Annotated in this window: 17 protein-coding genes; 10 read left to right on the forward strand and 7 right to left on the reverse strand. The window is 45.7% G+C overall.

The annotated features are described in order from the left end of the window. Positions 1 to 377 precede the first annotated feature (377 nt). The gene (gene polA, locus KO501_RS09495; protein WP_216029413.1) at positions 378 to 3131 is read right to left on the reverse strand and encodes a DNA polymerase I; all 2754 of its coding nucleotides are present in this window, start codon (positions 3129 to 3131) and stop codon (positions 378 to 380) included. 422 nt (positions 3132 to 3553) lie between these two features. Between polA and elbB the strand changes: the two genes are divergently transcribed. Beyond that, positions 3554 to 4207 (forward strand): isoprenoid biosynthesis glyoxalase ElbB, encoded by a 654-nt coding sequence (gene elbB, locus KO501_RS09500; RefSeq protein WP_216029414.1) that lies wholly within the window; start codon positions 3554 to 3556, stop codon positions 4205 to 4207. Positions 4208 to 4290: 83 nt separating this feature from the next. Next, entirely contained in the window at positions 4291 to 5742 is a 1452-nt protein-coding gene (locus KO501_RS09505; RefSeq protein ID WP_216029415.1) for a TrkH family potassium uptake protein, read from the forward strand. Positions 5743 to 5755: 13 nt separating this feature from the next. Here KO501_RS09505 and trkA read toward each other — a convergent pair whose 3' ends face one another. Genes trkA through def form a run of 4 tightly spaced genes read right to left on the reverse strand, consistent with a single transcriptional unit; the run spans position 5756 to position 9950 of the window. Continuing rightward, positions 5756 to 7135, reverse strand: coding sequence for a Trk system potassium transporter TrkA (gene trkA / locus KO501_RS09510; RefSeq protein ID WP_216029416.1), 1380 nt, complete (start codon positions 7133 to 7135; stop codon positions 5756 to 5758). Positions 7136 to 7153: 18 nt separating this feature from the next. Then, positions 7154 to 8476, reverse strand: coding sequence for a 16S rRNA (cytosine(967)-C(5))-methyltransferase RsmB (gene rsmB / locus KO501_RS09515; protein WP_216029417.1), 1323 nt, complete (start codon positions 8474 to 8476; stop codon positions 7154 to 7156). Beyond that, entirely contained in the window at positions 8473 to 9432 is a 960-nt protein-coding gene (fmt, locus tag KO501_RS09520) for a methionyl-tRNA formyltransferase (RefSeq protein ID WP_216029418.1), read from the reverse strand. Before fmt ends, rsmB begins: the two co-directional genes overlap by 4 nt. Positions 9433 to 9440: 8 nt before the next feature. After that, positions 9441 to 9950, reverse strand: coding sequence for a peptide deformylase (gene def, locus KO501_RS09525; protein WP_216029419.1), 510 nt, complete (start codon positions 9948 to 9950; stop codon positions 9441 to 9443). A gap of 181 nt (positions 9951 to 10131) precedes the next feature. Here def and KO501_RS09530 point away from each other — a divergent pair, with 181 nt between their 5' ends. The 7 genes from KO501_RS09530 to KO501_RS09560 all read left to right on the forward strand — a co-directional run bounded on the left by KO501_RS09530 (position 10132) and on the right by KO501_RS09560 (position 15783). Then, positions 10132 to 11253 carry a LysM domain-containing protein gene (locus KO501_RS09530; protein WP_252728277.1) on the forward strand — a complete coding sequence of 374 codons (1122 nt, stop codon included), beginning with the start codon at positions 10132 to 10134 and terminating at the stop codon, positions 11251 to 11253. Positions 11254 to 11289: 36 nt separating this feature from the next. Further along, the gene (gene dprA, locus KO501_RS09535) at positions 11290 to 12411 is read left to right on the forward strand and encodes a DNA-processing protein DprA (RefSeq protein WP_216029420.1); all 1122 of its coding nucleotides are present in this window, start codon (positions 11290 to 11292) and stop codon (positions 12409 to 12411) included. Positions 12412 to 12414: 3 nt separating this feature from the next. Beyond that, entirely contained in the window at positions 12415 to 12891 is a 477-nt protein-coding gene (locus KO501_RS09540; RefSeq protein WP_216029421.1) for a DUF494 family protein, read from the forward strand. Between the two features lie 25 nt (positions 12892 to 12916). Further along, positions 12917 to 13465 (forward strand): topoisomerase DNA-binding C4 zinc finger domain-containing protein, encoded by a 549-nt coding sequence (locus KO501_RS09545; RefSeq protein WP_216029422.1) that lies wholly within the window; start codon positions 12917 to 12919, stop codon positions 13463 to 13465. A gap of 2 nt (positions 13466 to 13467) precedes the next feature. Then, positions 13468 to 14034, forward strand: coding sequence for a Sua5/YciO/YrdC/YwlC family protein (locus KO501_RS09550; protein ID WP_216029423.1), 567 nt, complete (start codon positions 13468 to 13470; stop codon positions 14032 to 14034). 2 nt (positions 14035 to 14036) lie between these two features. Beyond that, positions 14037 to 14963, forward strand: a complete 927-nt coding sequence (gene hemF / locus KO501_RS09555) for an oxygen-dependent coproporphyrinogen oxidase (protein ID WP_216029424.1) — start codon at positions 14037 to 14039, stop codon at positions 14961 to 14963. A gap of 142 nt (positions 14964 to 15105) precedes the next feature. After that, positions 15106 to 15783, forward strand: a complete 678-nt coding sequence (locus KO501_RS09560) for an OmpW family outer membrane protein (RefSeq protein ID WP_216029425.1) — start codon at positions 15106 to 15108, stop codon at positions 15781 to 15783. A gap of 52 nt (positions 15784 to 15835) precedes the next feature. Here the strand turns inward: KO501_RS09560 and KO501_RS09565 are convergent, their stop codons facing one another. Beyond that, the gene (locus KO501_RS09565; RefSeq protein WP_216029426.1) at positions 15836 to 16276 is read right to left on the reverse strand and encodes a group II truncated hemoglobin; all 441 of its coding nucleotides are present in this window, start codon (positions 16274 to 16276) and stop codon (positions 15836 to 15838) included. On the opposite strand from KO501_RS09565, the gene aroE reads away from it, so the two are divergent. Further along, positions 16275 to 17087 carry a shikimate dehydrogenase gene (aroE, locus tag KO501_RS09570; protein ID WP_216029427.1) on the forward strand — a complete coding sequence of 271 codons (813 nt, stop codon included), beginning with the start codon at positions 16275 to 16277 and terminating at the stop codon, positions 17085 to 17087. The two genes, KO501_RS09565 and aroE, sit on opposite strands and share 2 nt — an antisense overlap. A gap of 10 nt (positions 17088 to 17097) precedes the next feature. Here aroE and KO501_RS09575 read toward each other — a convergent pair whose 3' ends face one another. Continuing rightward, positions 17098 to 17631, reverse strand: coding sequence for a gamma carbonic anhydrase family protein (locus KO501_RS09575; RefSeq protein WP_216029428.1), 534 nt, complete (start codon positions 17629 to 17631; stop codon positions 17098 to 17100). Positions 17632 to 18016 lie beyond the last annotated feature (385 nt).

Raw genomic sequence — 18016 nt, forward strand, 5'->3', positions numbered from 1 at the left:
TAATTTTATACGGTCTAAAAAGAAAAAACCCCATCCAAAACGGATGGGGTAAAGATTGAGAGAAAACACATAAAAACCATAGATAAGAGTAGCCACATACCCAATAAGTTCAAAATAAACGAAAAAAAGTAAAATTAAATTTTAAATGCAAAGAAAATCAATTGCTTGGTCTATAAATACTTTTTTCTAGATATAAAAAAACCCCGGTGAATTCACCGAGGTTAAAGCAAAGGTTTGAAAACAGCTTTCTCACCTCTGTACCCTACACGCATAGGGTACAACAGAATCGTTAAAAGGCAAGTCAATAGTGTAATAAAATTACCAAAACTTGCTTGATTTCACTGTTATCTCACTTTTTTTGTAATCCAGTTACGAGTTTAGTGGGCTTCATCCCAATTGATTCCGGTGCCTGCCTCGACGTTTAGGGGCACGGATAATCCTGCTGCCTGCTCCATCAGCGACACGATATACGGCACGTAGTCATCCACTTTATCTTCTTTGATTTCAAACACGAGTTCGTCGTGTACTTGCATCATCATGTAAACTTCGTCTGCGGCTTCTTTGTTTATCCATTCATCAACCTTCAGCATGGCTAACTTAATGATATCCGCCGCGGTACCTTGCATGGGGGCATTGATTGCCGCTCGTTCCGCGCCTTTTCGACGCATCCCGTTGCTGGCTTTAATATCAGGTAAATATAACCGGCGTCCAAACACGGTTTCTACATAGCCTTTTTCTTTAGCCAGTTCCCGGGTTTCGTCCATGTACTTAAGCACGCCAGGATAGCGTTCAAAGTACAAGTCCATATAGGTTTGGGCGTCATTTCTAGGAATATTAAGTTGACGAGCTAGGCCAAAAGCAGACATGCCATAAATCAGGCCAAAGTTTATCGCTTTAGCGCTACGACGTTGATCCGACGTTACCTCATCAAGGGGCGTATCAAACACTTCAGCGGCGGTGGCTTTGTGAATATCTTTGCCTTCGGCAAAGGCTGACAATAGCCCCTTATCGTTTGATAAATGAGCCATAATTCGAAGTTCAATTTGCGAATAGTCAGCGGCGACAATTTTAAACCCAGAACGAGGAACAAAGGCTTGTCTAACACGTCGACCGACTTCGGTTCGAATAGGGATATTTTGTAAATTGGGATCCGTTGACGACAAACGACCTGTGGCCGTTATCGCCTGATGGTAAGAGGTATGCACCCGACCGGTACGATGATTGATCATCTTAGGTAATTTATCGGTGTACGTATTTTTTAATTTTGTTAGACCCCGGTATTCCATGATCATTTTAGGAATGGGGTAATCCAGTGCGAGTTCTTGCAATACCTCCTCAGAGGTAGAGGGGGCACCCTTTGGCGTTTTTTTAATGACTGGCAAGCTAAGCTTATCAAACAAAATTTGCTGCAATTGTTTCGTGGAGCCTAAATTAAAGGTTTCTCCTGCTGCTTCATGAACTGCGGTTTCCAACTCTTTAATTCTAAGTGCTAGGTCTTGGCTTTGTTGGCCTAGCTTTTGTGAGTCGATAAGCACGCCACGTTGTTCCATTCGCGACAATACACTTGCTAGGGGAATTTCAACGTCGAGCAACAATGTTTTAAGCTTTTCTTGCGGCTGGAGTTTTTCCCAAATTACCTGGTGTAATCGAAGGGTGATATCGGCATCTTCTGCTGCGTAGGGCGCTGCCTGTTCTAGCGGGATCTGGTTAAAGGTTAGTTGCTTGGCCCCTTTACCGGCAATATCTTCAAAATGAATGGTTTTGTGGTTAAGGTATGCCATGGCTAACGAGTCCATGTCATGCCGAGTGGCAGTGCTGTTTAGCACGTAAGATTCAAGCATCGTATCAAAGGCGATGCCTTGTAAATTTATATCGTAATTGGCCAGAACGTTTTTGTCGTATTTAAGGTGCTGACCTACCTTTTTTACGTCCTCGGATTCTAACAGTGGTTTTAACTGACTGAGTATACTGGCCCGGTCTAGTTGCGCTGGTGCATCGGGGTAGTCGTGACCAAGAGGGACATAGGCTGCTTCTCCCGGTGCCACACAAAACGAGACACCCACAATTTCCGCTTCCATGTAATCTAAGCTAGTGGTTTCAGTATCAAAGGCAACAACAGGGGCCTTGTGTAGTTTTTCAAGCCATTGGTCAAACACGTCTTGGGTGCTGATGGTAACGTAAGAGGAGGTGTCAATTTGTGACAGGGTTTCAGTTGCCGGCGCCTCTTCATCGGCTTGTTCTGCGGCCTGCTCTGTGGAGACTTCAGTAAACCAACGTTTAAACTCATACTCGGCAAATAACCCAGCCAGCTTTCCGTTATCAGGTTCGTTAGGGGTCAAAGTTTGTGGCTCAAAGTCCATTTCCACATCAAGCTTTATCGTTGCCAGTTCATAAGACAATTTAGCTTGCTCTTCGTATTCCTTCATTTTCGCCGCCATCGTCTTACTGCCCCGAAACGATAAACTGGCGATATCATCTAGGTTTTCATATATAGCGGCAATACCACCAATCCCGTTTAGTAAGGCTTGAGCACTTTTGTCACCCACACCGGGCACGCCGGGTATGTTGTCAACCTTGTCACCTTTGAGTGCTAGAAAATCGATGATGAGTTCCGGTGGAATACCGAACTTCTCTTTTACGCCATCAATATCCATGATCTGATTGGTCATGGTATTGATCAAGGTAACATGCTCATTGACTAACTGGGCCATGTCCTTGTCGCCGGTACTAATGAGGGTGTCTATGCCTTTTTCTGAGGCTTGGCGTGATAATGTGCCGATGACATCATCGGCCTCTACACCGTCTTCTACAATAATAGGTAACCCCATGGCGGTAATAATTTCGTGAAGAGGCTTTATTTGCGAGCGAAGCTCTTCAGGCATAGGAGGCCGGTTTGCCTTGTATTGGGCATACATGTCGTCGCGAAATGTTTTACCCTTAGCGTCAAATACTACGGCAATATGGGTAGGATGATACTGACGTATCAAGCTTCTTAGCATATTAATAACGCCGTAAATTGCACCTGTGTCCTGTCCCTTTGAATTAGTTAACGGCGGCAGACCATGGAAAGCGCGAAATAAATATGAGGATCCGTCTACCAGAATAAACGGCGGTTTTTTATCATCAGACATAGACTTTTTAATTGTGGGAACATGAAAGTCTGAAGGATGCCACAGGCAAGGGCGTAACGCCAATGAAGGAATGATCTCTTATCGGGGATCGCTTGTGGATAACTTTGTGATCAAAACTCGATTTTTTGCGATCGTAACGTAAGATCATTTCAAATGGCATTTACTGAAGATCTTTAAAAATGAGGTCTTACAGGGATGTGATGTTTTATACCGTGAGTAACAAATTCTTCCTTGAAAATGTGGATAACTTGGTGAATTGCTGATTTAGGGTTTAACCAAGTTGGGCAGATAATGTAGCATACTGATAACAAATTGTGACAGCAGCTTTTCAGAATTTTTTGGCTTTAAATTGTTTGTTTTTTAATCTTAAAAGATATAAGCCTCGTTATAGAAGGGCAGCAGACAGAAATAGGAGTGTTTAGATGAAAAATGTAGCGGTAATTTTAAGTGGTAGCGGCGTTTTTGACGGTAGTGAAATCCACGAAGCTGTGATCACTCTACTGGCTATTCGCGAACAAGGGGCAAGTTATCAATGTTTTGCGCCCGATCGTCCACAGATGCATGTGATCAACCACCTAACCGGCGAAGTTGCGGAAGATGAAAGCCGTAATGTGTTAGTGGAATCTGCTCGTATTGCCCGGGGCGAAATTAAACCGGTGACTGAATGCAAGGTAGACGATTTTGATGCGCTGATGTTGCCCGGCGGTTTTGGGGCAGCGAAAAATCTGTGTACTTTTGCCCTTGATGGCGCCGACTGCACTATCGACGAAGACGTACTTGCAGTATGTAAAGCCTTTGCTCAGGCAGAGAAGCCCGCCGGTTACGCCTGTATCGCTCCGGCCCTTGCCGCTGCGGTTTATGGCAGCGACAGAAAGCTTACTATAGGCAACGATAAAGCGACGGCTGAGGGCTTAGAAGCATTAGGTGCTAAGCATGTAAATTGTGCGGTGGATGAAATTGTCATCGACACAGAAGCAAAACTGGTTACAACACCAGCGTATATGCTAGCCCAAGATATTCTTGAGGCGAAATCTGGAATCGATAAGATGGTAGAAACAGTCCTGGCTATGGATTAACGAAAGGGACTTTCCCTTTCGTCTTCCTCACCGCATAATGGCAACAATCGCAGTGATAGAAAAACAATAAGGCTCAACGGAATATGCACTACCGTGCGATTGTACGCATACTCGGGTTACTGGTGGCGCTTTTTAGCGTAACTATGATCCCCCCCGCTTTAATTTCTCTGATCTTTCAGGATGGTAGTGGCCTTCCATTTATTATCGCATTTATCCTTTGTGTGATTACCGGCACCTTTATGTGGTACCCCAATCGGTATCATAAGAAAGATTTACGCGCCAAAGAGGGCTTTCTTATTGTGGTGCTGTTTTGGACAGTACTGGCCAGTTTTGCCGCCATACCTTTTATTTTGCTTGAGCAACCTAGCATGTCCGTTGCCGATTCTTTTTTTGAATCGTTTTCTGGGTTAACAACCACAGGGGCTACGGTCATTGAAGGGATCGAGTTTTTGCCTCACTCGGTGCAGTTTTATCGACAGCAATTGCAATGGTTAGGCGGCATGGGGATCATCGTATTGGCGGTGGCCATTTTGCCCATACTTGGGGTGGGAGGTATGCAGTTATACCGAGCAGAAACCCCAGGACCGGTGAAAGATTCTAAGATGACACCGCGGATCGCTGATACCGCTAAGCATCTTTGGTACATCTATTTGTCATTAACTATCGCGTGTTGTGGTGCTTATATGTTGGCAGGCATGGGGTGGTTTGATGCGGTTTGTCATGCTTTTTCCACCGTCGCAATTGGAGGGTTTTCCAATCATGATGCCAGTTTAGGGTATTTTGATAGCCCCATGGTAAATGTGGTGTGTTCGGTATTTTTAATGATTGCCGCCCTTAATTTTTCGCTTCATTATGCAGCGGTAAGTTCCCGTTCGTTTAAAGGATATACACGGGATCCAGAATTTAAAGCGTTTCTGTTTATTCAATTTATACTCATTTCAGTTTGTTTCCTTGTTTTAACCTTATCAGGCTATTATTCATCGGCTGAAGAGGCGTTGGATCAGGCGATGATTCAGGCGGTGTCTATCAGCACAACGGCGGGTTTCGCTACCACGGATTTTTCTTCATGGCCTGCCTTTCTACCCATATTATTAATATTTTCTAGCTTCATTGGGGGCTGCGCTTCTTCCACCGGTGGTGGTTTAAAAGTGGTCCGGGTGCTTTTGTTGTTCTTACAAGGAAAGCGGGAAGTTGACCGCTTGATTCATCCTAAAGCCGTTTACGCGGTGAAGTTAGGCGAGCGGGCCATGCCCGATAGAGTGGTCGAAGCGGTATGGGGGTTCTTTTCTGCTTATGCTATTGTCTTTGTCGTGATTATGATTGGCCTAATTGCAGCAGGACTCGATAATATCTCTGCTTTTACCGCGACGGCGGCAACACTAAATAACCTAGGGCCGGGTTTAGGTAGTGTGGCAGGCACCTATTCAGAGGTGTCTGATCCTGGAAAATGGCTGTTGGTGTTGGCAATGCTGTTTGGTCGACTAGAAGTCTTTTCGTTACTCGTGTTGTTTTCGCCCACGTTTTGGCGAAGTTAATGGGTGTAGTGAGTTAGCCAAAGAAGAATGCACTGGGTTGGAATAGCTTTTCCACATCATTGATGTATTTCTTGTCTACCAAAAAGAGAATAACGTGGTCATTGGCTTCAATCACAGTGTCGCTGTGAGCGATGATCACATGGTCTTCTCGAACCACCGCACCAATAGTAGTGCCTGGCGGTAATTTAATACTGCCAATTTCTCTTCCTACCACTTTTGAGGTGTTTTTATCGCCATGGGCGATGGCTTCTATGGCTTCTGCTGCTCCCCGACGAAGTGAATAAACATTCACAATATCACCACGACGAATATGGGTAAGTAACGCCGAAATCGTGGCTTGCTGGGGAGAGAAAGCAATGTCGATTTCTCCACCTTGAACAAGATCTACATAAGCACTGCGCTGAATAAGTACCATGGCTTTTTGGGCGCCCATTCGCTTAGCTAGCATGGCTGACATAATGTTAGCTTCGTCATCATTGGTAACGGCAATAAAGGCATCGACCTGATCAATACTTTCTTCGTTTAGCAGTTCAGGATCAGACGCATCGCCGGAGAACACAATGGTCTTATCTAAGTTTGCAGACAGGTATTGGGCGCGTTTGGGACTGTACTCGATAAGTTTAACGTTATGTTTATGCTCTAAACGCTTGGCAAGGCCCGCTCCAATAAGCCCACCACCGGCAATCATGATCCGTTTGTATGATGACTCAAGCTTTTGTAGTTCGCTCATTACCGCACGAATATGTTTGGTTGCAGCAATAAAGAAGACTTCATCATCGGCTTCAATTACCGTGGTGCCTAGCGGACGAATAGGGCGCCCTCGGCGATATATCGCCGCTACCCGTGTTTCTACGTTGGGCATATGTTCTTTTAATGCTGAGAGGGCATGGCCCACCAGCAAGCCGCCGTAGTAGGCTTTTACCGCAACGAGGCTTGCCTTGCCTTCAGCAAACTCCACAACCTGCAAAGCGCCAGGGTAGTCGATAAGACGTTTTATTGCTGTTGTGACCAGTTGCTCAGGAGCGATAATGTGGTCAACGGGGATATTTTGTTCTTTGTACAGCTGGGCCTGATAAATAATGTATTGTTCGCTACGCACCCGGGCTATCTTTGTGGGGGTTTTAAATAGACTGTAAGCCACCTGACATGCAAGCATATTGCTTTCATCACTGTTTGTTACAGCTATAAGCATATCGGCATCTTCTGCACCGGCTTTTTTTAAAATATCAGGGTGAGAGCCAACGCCTTCGACAACTTGAAGGTCGAGTCTGTCCTGCAACGCGCGCAAAATGGTGGGATCAGAATCAATGACGGTAATCTCGTTCTTTTCACCAACCAGGTTTTCCGCAAGGGTACCGCCAACCTGTCCGGCACCAAGAATGATGATTTTCATTAATACCTTTGAAACTTTTTATTTTTGATGAGAAGACTTTATCAGTCTCGCGTAATAGAAACCATCCATTTGTTGTTCGCCCGGTAAGATCTGACGACCTGGGTTAGCAATGGTTTCTTCATCGGTCAGTATTGACAGTTGAGCATCTTCAGTGCGAGCTAGGAAGCTGACAATTTGATCCCTGTTTTCTTGTGGAAGCACAGAGCATGTGGCGTAAAGAAGGGTGCCGCCGGGTTTTAATAGTGCCCACATGGTATCTAGAATACGGGATTGTAAGTCGGCTAATGCATCGATATCCGACGCTTTGCGTAACCAGCGAATATCTGGATGGCGACGAATCACACCAGTAGCAGAACAGGGGGCATCGAGTAAAATACGATCATACTGCTCACCGTTCCACCATGTTTCGGGGGCAAGTGCATCACCGGTTAATATGGTGGGGGAATGTTGTAGACGCTGCATGTTTTCCCGCACTCGTAATAACCGTGTTTTATCGGCATCTAAGGCGGTGCAATGGCTGATATCTGGCTGAACTTCGAAGATGTGACCTGTTTTTCCACCTGGGGCTGCACAGCAATCTAGAATATTGTCTTTAGCTTGAGGCTGTAAATAGATCGCGGCGAGTTGTGCGGCACCATCCTGTACCGCAAACCAACCTTTTTGGAAGCCTGGTAAAGCAGTTATATCTACTCGAGTGGTGAGGATGATGCCTGCCGGCTGTGCCTCAGGCAAACAATAGGTTATGTTTAACTCGTCAAGTTGCTGACAAAATGCTCCACGTGAAACCTTTAGCAAATTTACCCGTAACCAAACCGGGGCTTTCTGGTTCATATTGTCTATGATGTCCCCTTGTTGGTCACTGTAAGCACGTTCTAATTTCTTAAATAGCCATTTTGGTAAGCCACTGTTTATTATGGGGTTATCTACTTTTTGTTCTTTCAATGATTGGCGTTCAAAATTGCGTAAAACGGCATTCACCAGTCCTTTTAGGGACATGGCCCCTAAATAAGGCGCGGCATTGACGGTTTCACTGACTGCGGCATGATCGGATACGCGGCTAAAAGCCATTTGATACATGCCAAGTAACATTAGATGTTCAACGACTTTCTTTTTCCCTTTTAACGGGTTGTCTAACAGTTGTCGAAGCCAGTGCTGTAATATGGGCAGGTGACGCAGTACACCCAATGACATTTCTTGGATCCAAGCGTTATCTTTGCCCTGATGACGGCGCTGTACTTGGGCAAGGCATTCCCGGGTGGATTTACCTTGTTCTAGTACCTGATAAATTACCCATGCGGTATCAGCCCGAAGGTTTTTTTGCCGTGGCAGAGGGGTGCTCATGCTACATCACCGCCGATGGGTTCACCTATAGTGAACCAAGCCCGACGGGCATTGATTACATCCGCTGCGGGCAGGGCCTTTTTGCCTGGAATTTGTAACTCAGTGATACAAAGGTCTGTTGAACCTGTGGCCACGACAATGCCAAATTTATCTGCTTTCACCACGGTGCCGGGCGCTTGGGTTGATTGTGCGTCGGTTACAGTGGCCTTGAGTACCTTAACGTTACATTCGGGTAACTTCATCCAAGCCACAGGCCAAGGAAAGAAAGCCCGTATATTACGCTCAATTTGTTCTGACGGCGCATGCCAATCTATTTGCGCTTCTTCTTTGCTGAGCTTTTTAGCATAAGTGGCTTGTTCATCATTTTGTTGCGAAGCGTTACTTATAAATGTAGATAAATCGTCAAGTACATAAAGCAAAGCCTGCGGACCAGATTGAGCGAGCTTCCCATACAGACTTGCGCTGGTGTCTTCTGGTGCAATTGCCGTGGTGGCAATATGCAGCATATCGCCAGTGTCGAGCCCTTCATCCATTTGCATAATGGTAACGCCGGTTTCTTTATCGCCGGCCCAAATTGCCCGTTGAATTGGTGCCGCGCCACGCCAACGGGGTAGTATAGAGCCGTGAACGTTCAAGCAGCCTAAAGGCGGTATTTGCAAAACAGGTTTAGGCAGTATTAATCCATACGCCACCACAACCATCACATCTGCGTTGATCGCCGCTAATGTGGTTTGGGCTTCTGCGTTCTTAAGACTGGCAGGTTGATAAACCGGTATATCTTGGCTTTCTGCTAGCACTTTTACAGGGCTTGGCGTGAGTTTTTTGCCACGCCCTGCGGGTCTGTCAGGTTGGGTATAAACAGCCACAACCTGATGCTCAGATTTTAAAATCGCCTTAAGGTGATCGGCAGCAAAATCAGGCGTACCTGCAAAAATAATTCGTAGGGGAGTGGTCACGCTGATCCTTACAACTTAGCAGCCAAACGGGCTTCTTTTTCTAGTTTCTTTCGAATTCTCTGGCGCTTTAACGGCGACAGATAATCTATAAATAGAATGCCTTTTAAATGATCCAACTCGTGCTGGATGCAGATAGCGAGTAGGCCATCAGCTTCAAGCTCAAAGGGCTGCCCATCGGCGTCTAAAGCCTTAACAGTAACGGTTTCTGCCCGATCCACTTTGGCATAGTTCCCCGGTACTGATAAACAGCCTTCTTCGCTAATTGTACTACCGTCTTTTGCAATGATTTCAGGGTTGATAAATACCCGTGGCGTATCTTGGTCTTCCGATACGTCCATCACCACTACTTGTACGTGACGATTTACCTGAGTGGCCGCCAGTCCAATGCCTTTTTCGTCCCGCATGGTTTCAAACATATCGGAAACGAGTTGTTTAATCTCATCGTTAACTGACTCTACAGGTTTCGCTACGGTGCGTAACCGCTCATCCGGGAAACTTAATACGTCTAATATTGCCATCTGTCGCTCAACTTCGCTTGCTTGTATGAATTAATATACGATCCAATTACCAGCACTATTTACTCGGTGGTTTCTGTTACTATTCTATCGTATAAAGGGGTTTTTCGTGCAGGTTTTTTGTTAAATCGCAATTTTCAAACCTAACACTGAATAAAAAACACTGACGGTCGATATAGAGTCTATGTCGAAAATTTCAACAGGAGCAGTTGACGACACCATGGCAACGAGAATATTAATAAAAAGCTGTAAAACACTCCTCTCGGCGGGCGTATTGTTATTAGCCGGCCTCACCGGTCAAGCATTTGGTTTGACGTTGAAGGAGGGAGCACCGCAAACCTACACAGTGGAACGGAACGATACTCTTTGGGACATTGCTAATTTGTTCCTTGATCAACCTTGGTTATGGCCGGAGCTGTGGCAAAACAACACGCAAATAATTAACCCTCACCTTATTTATCCAGGTGATGTGCTAGCCATTCAAATGATTGATGGCGAGCCCCAGTTAGTGGTGCAACGAAATAAAAAGCACATTACCTTAGGGCCATCAATGAGAAAGCAGAATAAACCTGCGCCCATCAGTATGTTGCCGTGGACAGCTATTGCACCTTATCTCAATCAAAACGAACTTATCGCGCAAGAAGATTATGAAGATCTTCCTTATATTTTAGGCAATCAATCGGCAGATATTCGGTTTGTCACTGATGACATAGTGGTCAGCAGAAGCTACGGCCGATCTTCCGATCAGTATCGCATCCTTCGTCGCCAGTCTACGATTAAAAACCTTGATGGCGAGGTATTAGGCATACAGGTTCACCATGTGGCTGATGCAACCATGATTGATGATACGGTGCCTTTCCAGTGGTTGGTAAAAGTCACTAAGTCTAACTTCGAAGCACAGCGGGGCGATCGCCTTTATGATGGTGAATTTCTTGGCCCACAAGATCTCGTGTTACAGGCTGCCACAGCCGAACAGCGAGGGCATGTGGTGGGAAATCTTCATCAGCATCAGCTTTTGGGTAAAAATGATGTTGTGATCGTCGATTTGGGCCATGACGCCATAGAGCCGGGCACGGTGATGGGAATTTATGAACAAGGCCCAGATATTATCGATGGCGATCCACCCCAATACGTTGGCGAGAACAACGCGTTATACAGTGTTTTCAATGACGGCAGTACCGTACAGCAACCCGCAATCAAAATTGGCGAAATTGTTATTTTTAAAACCTTCGATAAAGCAAGTTACGGTATTATTACCCGCGCACGGGAGCTGGTGAATACAGGGGCCATCGTCGCTACGCCATAGGCTTTGTATAAATGCTGTAACAAAAGGAGTTACAGCATGTCTACCATTCAATCTAGCCCGCAACTCACGGCTTATCTGGCTATGGCCACCGTACCTAAAATGACGCCACAAAAATGGCGTCAGCTTTTAGTTGAGACAAAAACCACCCCCGTCGACCTTATCCACGGGTCGACATTGCCTATTTCAGATGAGGCGTTGCAGCAACACATCAATAGGCTTCGTCAACGCATCGTATGGGAAAAAGTTGAATCTGCACTGAATTGGCAACAAGAAGCCAGTACACACGCCATCTTATACGAAGGTAGTTGTCATTGGCCTGAAGGTTTTCAATCTCTTTCCTCGGCACCTCTCGTTTTGTTTTGTCATGGCGATGAGGGGTTATTGTCTGCGCCGCAAATTGCAATAGTGGGTAGTCGACGAGCGACTGTATCTGGCTTGGCGGTGGCGACCGATATCGCAGCAGGACTTGCTAAGCAGGGGCTTTGCGTTACCAGCGGCCTAGCTGCAGGCATAGATGCTGCGGCTCATAAGGGCGCGATGGCACATCCGGGGCGTACCATTGCCTTTTTAGGCACGGGGCCGGATCTCACCTACCCACATCGACATAGCAAGCTTCGCCACGCTATTTTAGAACATAACGGATTAATTGTTTCTGAGTTCTGGCCGGGTACACCACCTCGGCGCCATCACTTTCCTCAGCGCAATCGACTTATCGCCGCAATATCAAAAGGTACATTGGTGGTGGAAGCAACAATAAACAGCGGTACCTTGATAACGGCGAATATGGCCGCAGATCTAGGGCGCGATGTCTTTGCGGTGCCAGGTAACATCGCTAATCCGCTAACCGAAGGCTGCCACTTTTTAATACAACAAGGGGCAAAGCTGGTGGTGTCTGCCAAAGACATCCTAGAGGAATTGGTTTGTTTTTGCCCTTTGATACACTCTGACCCCGTTAGTTCAGAGGAAAAAAGTAAAGATGAAAACTTGGCAACGGATAAATTATTAGATAGTGTGGAGTTTGATGTGACTAGCGTTGACACTATTGCTGAACGCAGCGCTCTGCCTGTATCTGAAGTAGTGGCAGCATTAATCGAATATGAGCTGCGAGATCTTGTAGCCCCGGTACCCGGTGGTTATGTCAAATTGAGGGGGAAATAAACCATGTTCGACATCCTCATGTACTTGTTTGAGAATTTCATACATAGTGAAACGGAAATTCGGGTTGATCAAGACGAATTAACCGATGAGCTCGTACGCGCTGGTTTTCATCATGATGAAATCTACAAAGCATTAGCCTGGTTAGAAAAGCTTGCTGCGCTGCAGGAAACGGATGATAAACCGTATTTCTGCAAAGGTATTTCGTCAGGGGTTAGCCGCATTTATACCCATGAAGAGCAAATGCGTCTGGACGTAGAATGTCAGGGGTTCTTGATGTTCTTAGAACAGGTTGGGGTACTCGATGCTTCCACTCGAGAAATGGTTATCGACAGAGTGATGGAGATTGATTCTCCCGAATTCTGTTTAGAAGATCTTAAATGGGTGGTGTTAATGGTGTTGTTCAATGTACCAGGTAAAGAGAATGCATACGCGCAGATGGAAGATCTTTTATTTGAAGAGTCTGACGGTACACTGCACTAAAGTAGGAGCGTAACCGGCATTCTTTATGTCAAAAATTGATCATTCTTTATTCTCGGCCCATGAACATGCCCTGGAACATACCTTTGGTGACTGTCCTGAATGCGGCAGTCATTTACATATCCGAAATAGCAAAAGCGGGCCCTTCATTGGTTGTTCTGCTTACCCAAAGTGCGATTTCAGTAAACCCCTTCATGATCAACAAACCACCACATTAAAAGAAATCGCAGGCGCTTTGTGTCCGCAGTGCGGGCACACACTTGCGATTAAAAAAGGTCGTTATGGCATGTTTATAGGCTGTACCGCCTTTCCCCAATGCCATCATATCGAACCAATAAAAAAACAAGAAGATACCCAATTTTTATGTCCCCAGTGTAAAACAGGGCACATTATTGAAAGAACAAATAAATACGGTAAGCGTTTTTATGCCTGTAATCACTACCCTAAGTGCAAATATGTCATAAATTCGCCACCCGTAGCGGGCACCTGTCCTGAGTGTGGCTGGGCATTGCTTATCGCCAAGAAAGGAAAGGTGTGTTGTCCCCAACCAACTTGCGACTTTCAAGTAGACCCCTAACTATGATCGATGATAAATCCACCCAGCCTGACCCTGTTAAAGAGGCTTTTTTCCAGGGAGAGTTGCTGGTTTACCCCACCGAAGCGGTAATGGGTATAGGGTGCGACCCTGATAATGAAATGGCTGTGAATCAATTATTACAGTTGAAAAAGCGCGCCGTTGAAAAAGGCATGATCCTGGTCGCTGATACCTATTCTCGCTTACTTCCCTATGTGAATGATAACGCTGTAGCGCCGGCTATGCGGGCAGAGATATTTTCTTCCTGGCCTGGACATCATACCTGGCTTCTTCCTAAGTCAGCTCACGCACCGAGTTGGATAACCGGTGAACATGAGAAGATTGCCGTACGTGTATCTGCCCATCCGGTTGTCAGAGAATTGTGCGCCAGACTAGGAAAACCTTTAGTGTCTACCAGTGCAAACCCTTCCGGTCTTGCACCAGCCACCTCCCTTGATGAAGCGAAAGCTTACTTTAAAGATCATGTTGTGTATGTAGAAGGTGATGTGGGTAACGCCCAAAAGCCCAGTACAATTCGCGACTGTGATTCTGGAAAAATAATCCGAGACTAACTATGTCTGATGAAAGTCAAATTGCTAATGCAAGTGAAACAATAAACCGAGTAAAAAAATTCCTGCTGTCATTACAGGATAATATTTGCCAGACCTTAGAGATGGTGGATGGCAAAGGACAGTTTGTGGAAGATTCTTGGGAACGTGAACAAGGAGGCGGCGGGCGCTCTCGTGTACTAAAAAACGGTGCCGTTATCGAGCAGGGTGGCGTGAATTTTAGTCACGTTTTTGGCGAAGCAATGCCTGCTTCAGCAACGGCATCTAGGCCTGAACTAGCCGGCCGAAGTTTTCAGGCCATGGGCGTGTCGCTGGTTATTCACCCTCATAACCCTTATGTGCCCACTTCCCACGCTAATGTACGATTTTTTATTGCCGAAAAACCAGGAGAGACACCCATATGGTGGTTTGGTGGTGGCTTTGACTTAACCCCTTTCTATCCCTTCAAAGAAGATGTACAACATTGGCACGATACGGCTAAAAAGATATGTGCGCCTTTTGGTGACAATGTGTATGCAGACTATAAAAAGTGGTGTGACGACTATTTTTACCTTAAACACCGAGATGAAACCCGTGGTGTGGGTGGTTTGTTTTTCGACGACCTCAATGAATGGGGCTTTGAGCAATGCTTTGCATTTATGCAAGGGGTAGGGCACGGCTATCTTGATGCTTATGTCCCTATTGTGGAAAGACGTAAAGGGCTGTCTTATGGCGAGCGGGAACGTCAGTTCCAGCTCTATCGCCGAGGACGCTATGTGGAATTCAACCTTGTGTATGACCGCGGAACCCTTTTTGGCCTGCAAACCGGTGGAAGGACCGAATCTATTTTGATGTCTATGCCGCCGTTAGCACGCTGGGAGTATGGTTATACGTGTGCGCCTGGTAGTGCGGAGGCAAAACTAGCGAAGTGGCTCACACCTACGCAGTGGTAGTGTTACAGCCGTAACTTTTGACCTGGATCAAGCTTAATTGTCTGTGTTGAAAACAGATTTTTTTACTTGTTCCAGATCAACATTTTGATTTTCTCGAGGCGTAAAGTACGCACATCAACGTTAAACAAACGAGAGAATCCAAATGAAAAAAACTACCCTTGCAACACTCATTCTGGCAGCAATTGCATCTCCAGCCATGGCGTATGACGCAGGTGATATCATCGTTCGCGCGGGTCTTACTACCGTGACACCTAATGACGACTCCAGCAATGTTAACGTAGACGCCTTAGGCGGTAATGTCGGTATGGGTGCGGAAGTTGATTCAAACACACAGTTAGGTTTGAACTTCGTTTATATGTTCGATTCTAATTGGGGGGTTGAAGTCCTTGCCGCTACACCTTTTAGTCATGACGTAGAATTAACGGGTACCGCCGATAACGCGCTTGCTCTTGGCGATGGCCAACTCGCTGACGTGAAGCATTTACCTCCTACCGTGAGTGCCGTGTATTTCTTTGATACCGACTCTGCCGCCACGCCCTACGTGGGATTGGGATTAAACTACACCATTTTCTTCGATGAAGATTTTACTGATGCGCGGGAAGAGCAAACGTTTTCTGATCTCGACTTGGACAATTCTTTTGGGTTAGCGGCCCAAGTTGGCGTTGACTACCAGCTGGATGAAAAATGGTTGTTGAATGCATCTATCCGCTACATCGATATCGATACCACTGCCGAGTTTACTGTGGCCGATGTGCCCGGAAGTGTTGATGTAGATATCGACCCTTGGGTATACACCCTATCAGTAGGTTATGTCTTCTAAGTAGTTATCGCACTAACTTGCCTGTTGCCCTCTTATATAAGAGGGCTTTTTTTTAAGGGTCGTCTTTATTAATCATATGTTCGGCGAGCTGATCTAGGGCGCGGAGTAATTGTTCTGCTAGTTGAATATCATGTACCGTCTGCATCATAGCTTTACGCATGCAATACATCCATTGCCGTTTTAGAGCTGGGGTTACTGTAAAAGGTAGGTGTCTAGCGCGTAGTCGTGGATGACCAAACTGTTGTTGATAATCGTCCGGTCCTCCCAGCCACATACTTAGATATAGAGTAAATACTCGACGGATCCTATCTAATGGTAAAGGATGTATGGCTAATAAATCCTTTGCCATGGGATCCTGTTCCATGATGTCATAGAATCGATTAGCAAGAAGGTGGACTGCGTTGGCACCGCCGATATGCGCATACGGTGTATTCGGGTAAGCCTGGTCCTTCGATGTTTCTTTTGATTTACTTAGAAAATTAATAATGCCCATGAAAAAATTCGCAGTGTTTGGTAACCCCATTGCCCATAGTCTATCACCAGCCATTCATAATATGTTCGCTGAATTGACTGGTGAGCACATCGATTATCGTATTATTGAGTCAGAAATCGATAATTTTGAAAACGACCTTTCAGCCTTTTTTGATGAAGAGGGGGTGGTGGGATGCAATATAACCGCACCATTTAAAGAACGGGCTTACAGGCTTTGTGAAGGCAGTTGTAATGCTGAAGCAAAAACGGCTGAGGCTGTGAATACCCTGCATAAGAAAGGCGACCAGCTATTGGGGTATACCACAGATGGTATGGGGCTGGTGGCCGACCTAATTCGTCATCTAGGCACGTTAGAAGGGAAAAAGGTATTGTTACTTGGCGCGGGTGGTGCAACTCGCGGGGTGGTAGAGCCCCTATTAAAGGCGAAAGTGGCAACCTTATTTATTACCAACAGAACCATGGCTAAAGCTGAAGCTATCGTAGCCGCTATTGGTCAGCACAATTTCCAGTCGGTAGCTCAATCTGATTTGGACCATCTACATGCAGATATTGTTATAAATTGTACCTCGGCTAGCTTGACCGGTGATTTACCGGCAGTATCTGCAGGGGCATTTAAACAATGTGCGTTAGCCTATGACATGTCCTATGGACGTGGGCAGACACGATTTATGGCGTTTGCAAAAGAAAATGGCGCCGCACAAACCCTAGATGGTTTTGGGATGTTAGTAGAGCAGGCTGCCGCGGCCTTTACCATTTGGACAGGAAAAACCCCAGACACCTCTGAGGTCATTAAACATTTACGGCCAAAATAGAGGGCAAGATTTAAGACTGTTGAAGGTACTCGTCTTTAAGTTGCACATAGTTTTGCGCCGATAAAGCAAGAAAGTGACGCTCTTTATCATTTAAAGGGCGCTTCTTCACCATGGGGTTGCCCACATAGAGAAAGCCGCTTTCCAGTTTCTTGTTAGGCGGCACTAATGTTCCCGCACCTATAAAGACATCATCTTCTACAATGACGCCATCCATGATAATGGCACCCATACCTACTAATATTCTATTGCCAAGCTTGCAGCCGTGCAGCATACACTTATGACCGATTGTGACATCGTCTCCAATAATAAGAGGGAAGCCATTGGGCTGGCTGTCAGAACGACGGGTAACATGAAGGACGGTACCATCTTGAATATTTGTGCGTGCACCAATCGATATTGTATTAACGTCACCTCTAGCGGCGACTAAAGGCCAGACACTGGCATCAGAGCCCAGTGTTATATCACCAACTAGGACGGCGGACTCATCGACGTATACAGCATCGCCGAGAGAAGGGAGGGTATTATTATATGGACGTAAAGGCATCGTTAACCTCGTTTGAATTATCAATAGGTGCACTATACGCCGAGAAATGCTCGCTTTATAGCCTCTGCAGCACAAGAAATGAGCGAACGAAACAAATATGACAGTTTTTTTAAAATAGTTATTGACCTTGTCGCAGAATTCCCTAAAATGCGCATCCGCTTCGACAGGAAAGATTAAATCTGAACTGGCAAAGCTAGTCACTACTAACTGTGTAAGTCAATAGTGGCGAGGTTTTCAAGGAAATGCTTTAGAAAATAATTTTTCAAAAAGTGTTGACATGATAATCGAAAGGCGTAGAATACGCGCCTCGCTTCAAGGGGTTGGAAACAACAACGATTGAAGCAGTTTTGAGTGACACGCTCTTGAAAATTAAATTTCAAAAAGA

Origin of the sequence: Alteromonas sp. C1M14 (assembly GCF_018860965.1) — a bacterium.
Classification (GTDB): Bacteria; Pseudomonadota; Gammaproteobacteria; order Enterobacterales; family Alteromonadaceae; genus Alteromonas.

Coding starts and splice junctions, on each gene's coding strand:
- polA (WP_216029413.1), bottom strand. CDS start 3,131: ATGTCTGATGATAAAAAACCGCCGTTTATTCTGGTAGACGGATCCTCA.
- elbB (WP_216029414.1), top strand. CDS start 3,554: ATGAAAAATGTAGCGGTAATTTTAAGTGGTAGCGGCGTTTTTGACGGT.
- KO501_RS09505 (WP_216029415.1), top strand. CDS start 4,291: ATGCACTACCGTGCGATTGTACGCATACTCGGGTTACTGGTGGCGCTT.
- trkA (WP_216029416.1), bottom strand. CDS start 7,135: ATGAAAATCATCATTCTTGGTGCCGGACAGGTTGGCGGTACCCTTGCG.
- rsmB (WP_216029417.1), bottom strand. CDS start 8,476: ATGAGCACCCCTCTGCCACGGCAAAAAAACCTTCGGGCTGATACCGCA.
- def (WP_216029419.1), bottom strand. CDS start 9,950: ATGGCAATATTAGACGTATTAAGTTTCCCGGATGAGCGGTTACGCACC.
- KO501_RS09530 (WP_252728277.1), top strand. CDS start 10,132: ATGTCGAAAATTTCAACAGGAGCAGTTGACGACACCATGGCAACGAGA.
- dprA (WP_216029420.1), top strand. CDS start 11,290: ATGTCTACCATTCAATCTAGCCCGCAACTCACGGCTTATCTGGCTATG.
- KO501_RS09540 (WP_216029421.1), top strand. CDS start 12,415: ATGTTCGACATCCTCATGTACTTGTTTGAGAATTTCATACATAGTGAA.
- KO501_RS09545 (WP_216029422.1), top strand. CDS start 12,917: ATGTCAAAAATTGATCATTCTTTATTCTCGGCCCATGAACATGCCCTG.
- KO501_RS09550 (WP_216029423.1), top strand. CDS start 13,468: ATGATCGATGATAAATCCACCCAGCCTGACCCTGTTAAAGAGGCTTTT.
- hemF (WP_216029424.1), top strand. CDS start 14,037: ATGTCTGATGAAAGTCAAATTGCTAATGCAAGTGAAACAATAAACCGA.
- KO501_RS09560 (WP_216029425.1), top strand. CDS start 15,106: ATGAAAAAAACTACCCTTGCAACACTCATTCTGGCAGCAATTGCATCT.
- aroE (WP_216029427.1), top strand. CDS start 16,275: ATGAAAAAATTCGCAGTGTTTGGTAACCCCATTGCCCATAGTCTATCA.
- KO501_RS09565 (WP_216029426.1), bottom strand. CDS start 16,276: ATGGGCATTATTAATTTTCTAAGTAAATCAAAAGAAACATCGAAGGAC.
- KO501_RS09575 (WP_216029428.1), bottom strand. CDS start 17,631: ATGCCTTTACGTCCATATAATAATACCCTCCCTTCTCTCGGCGATGCT.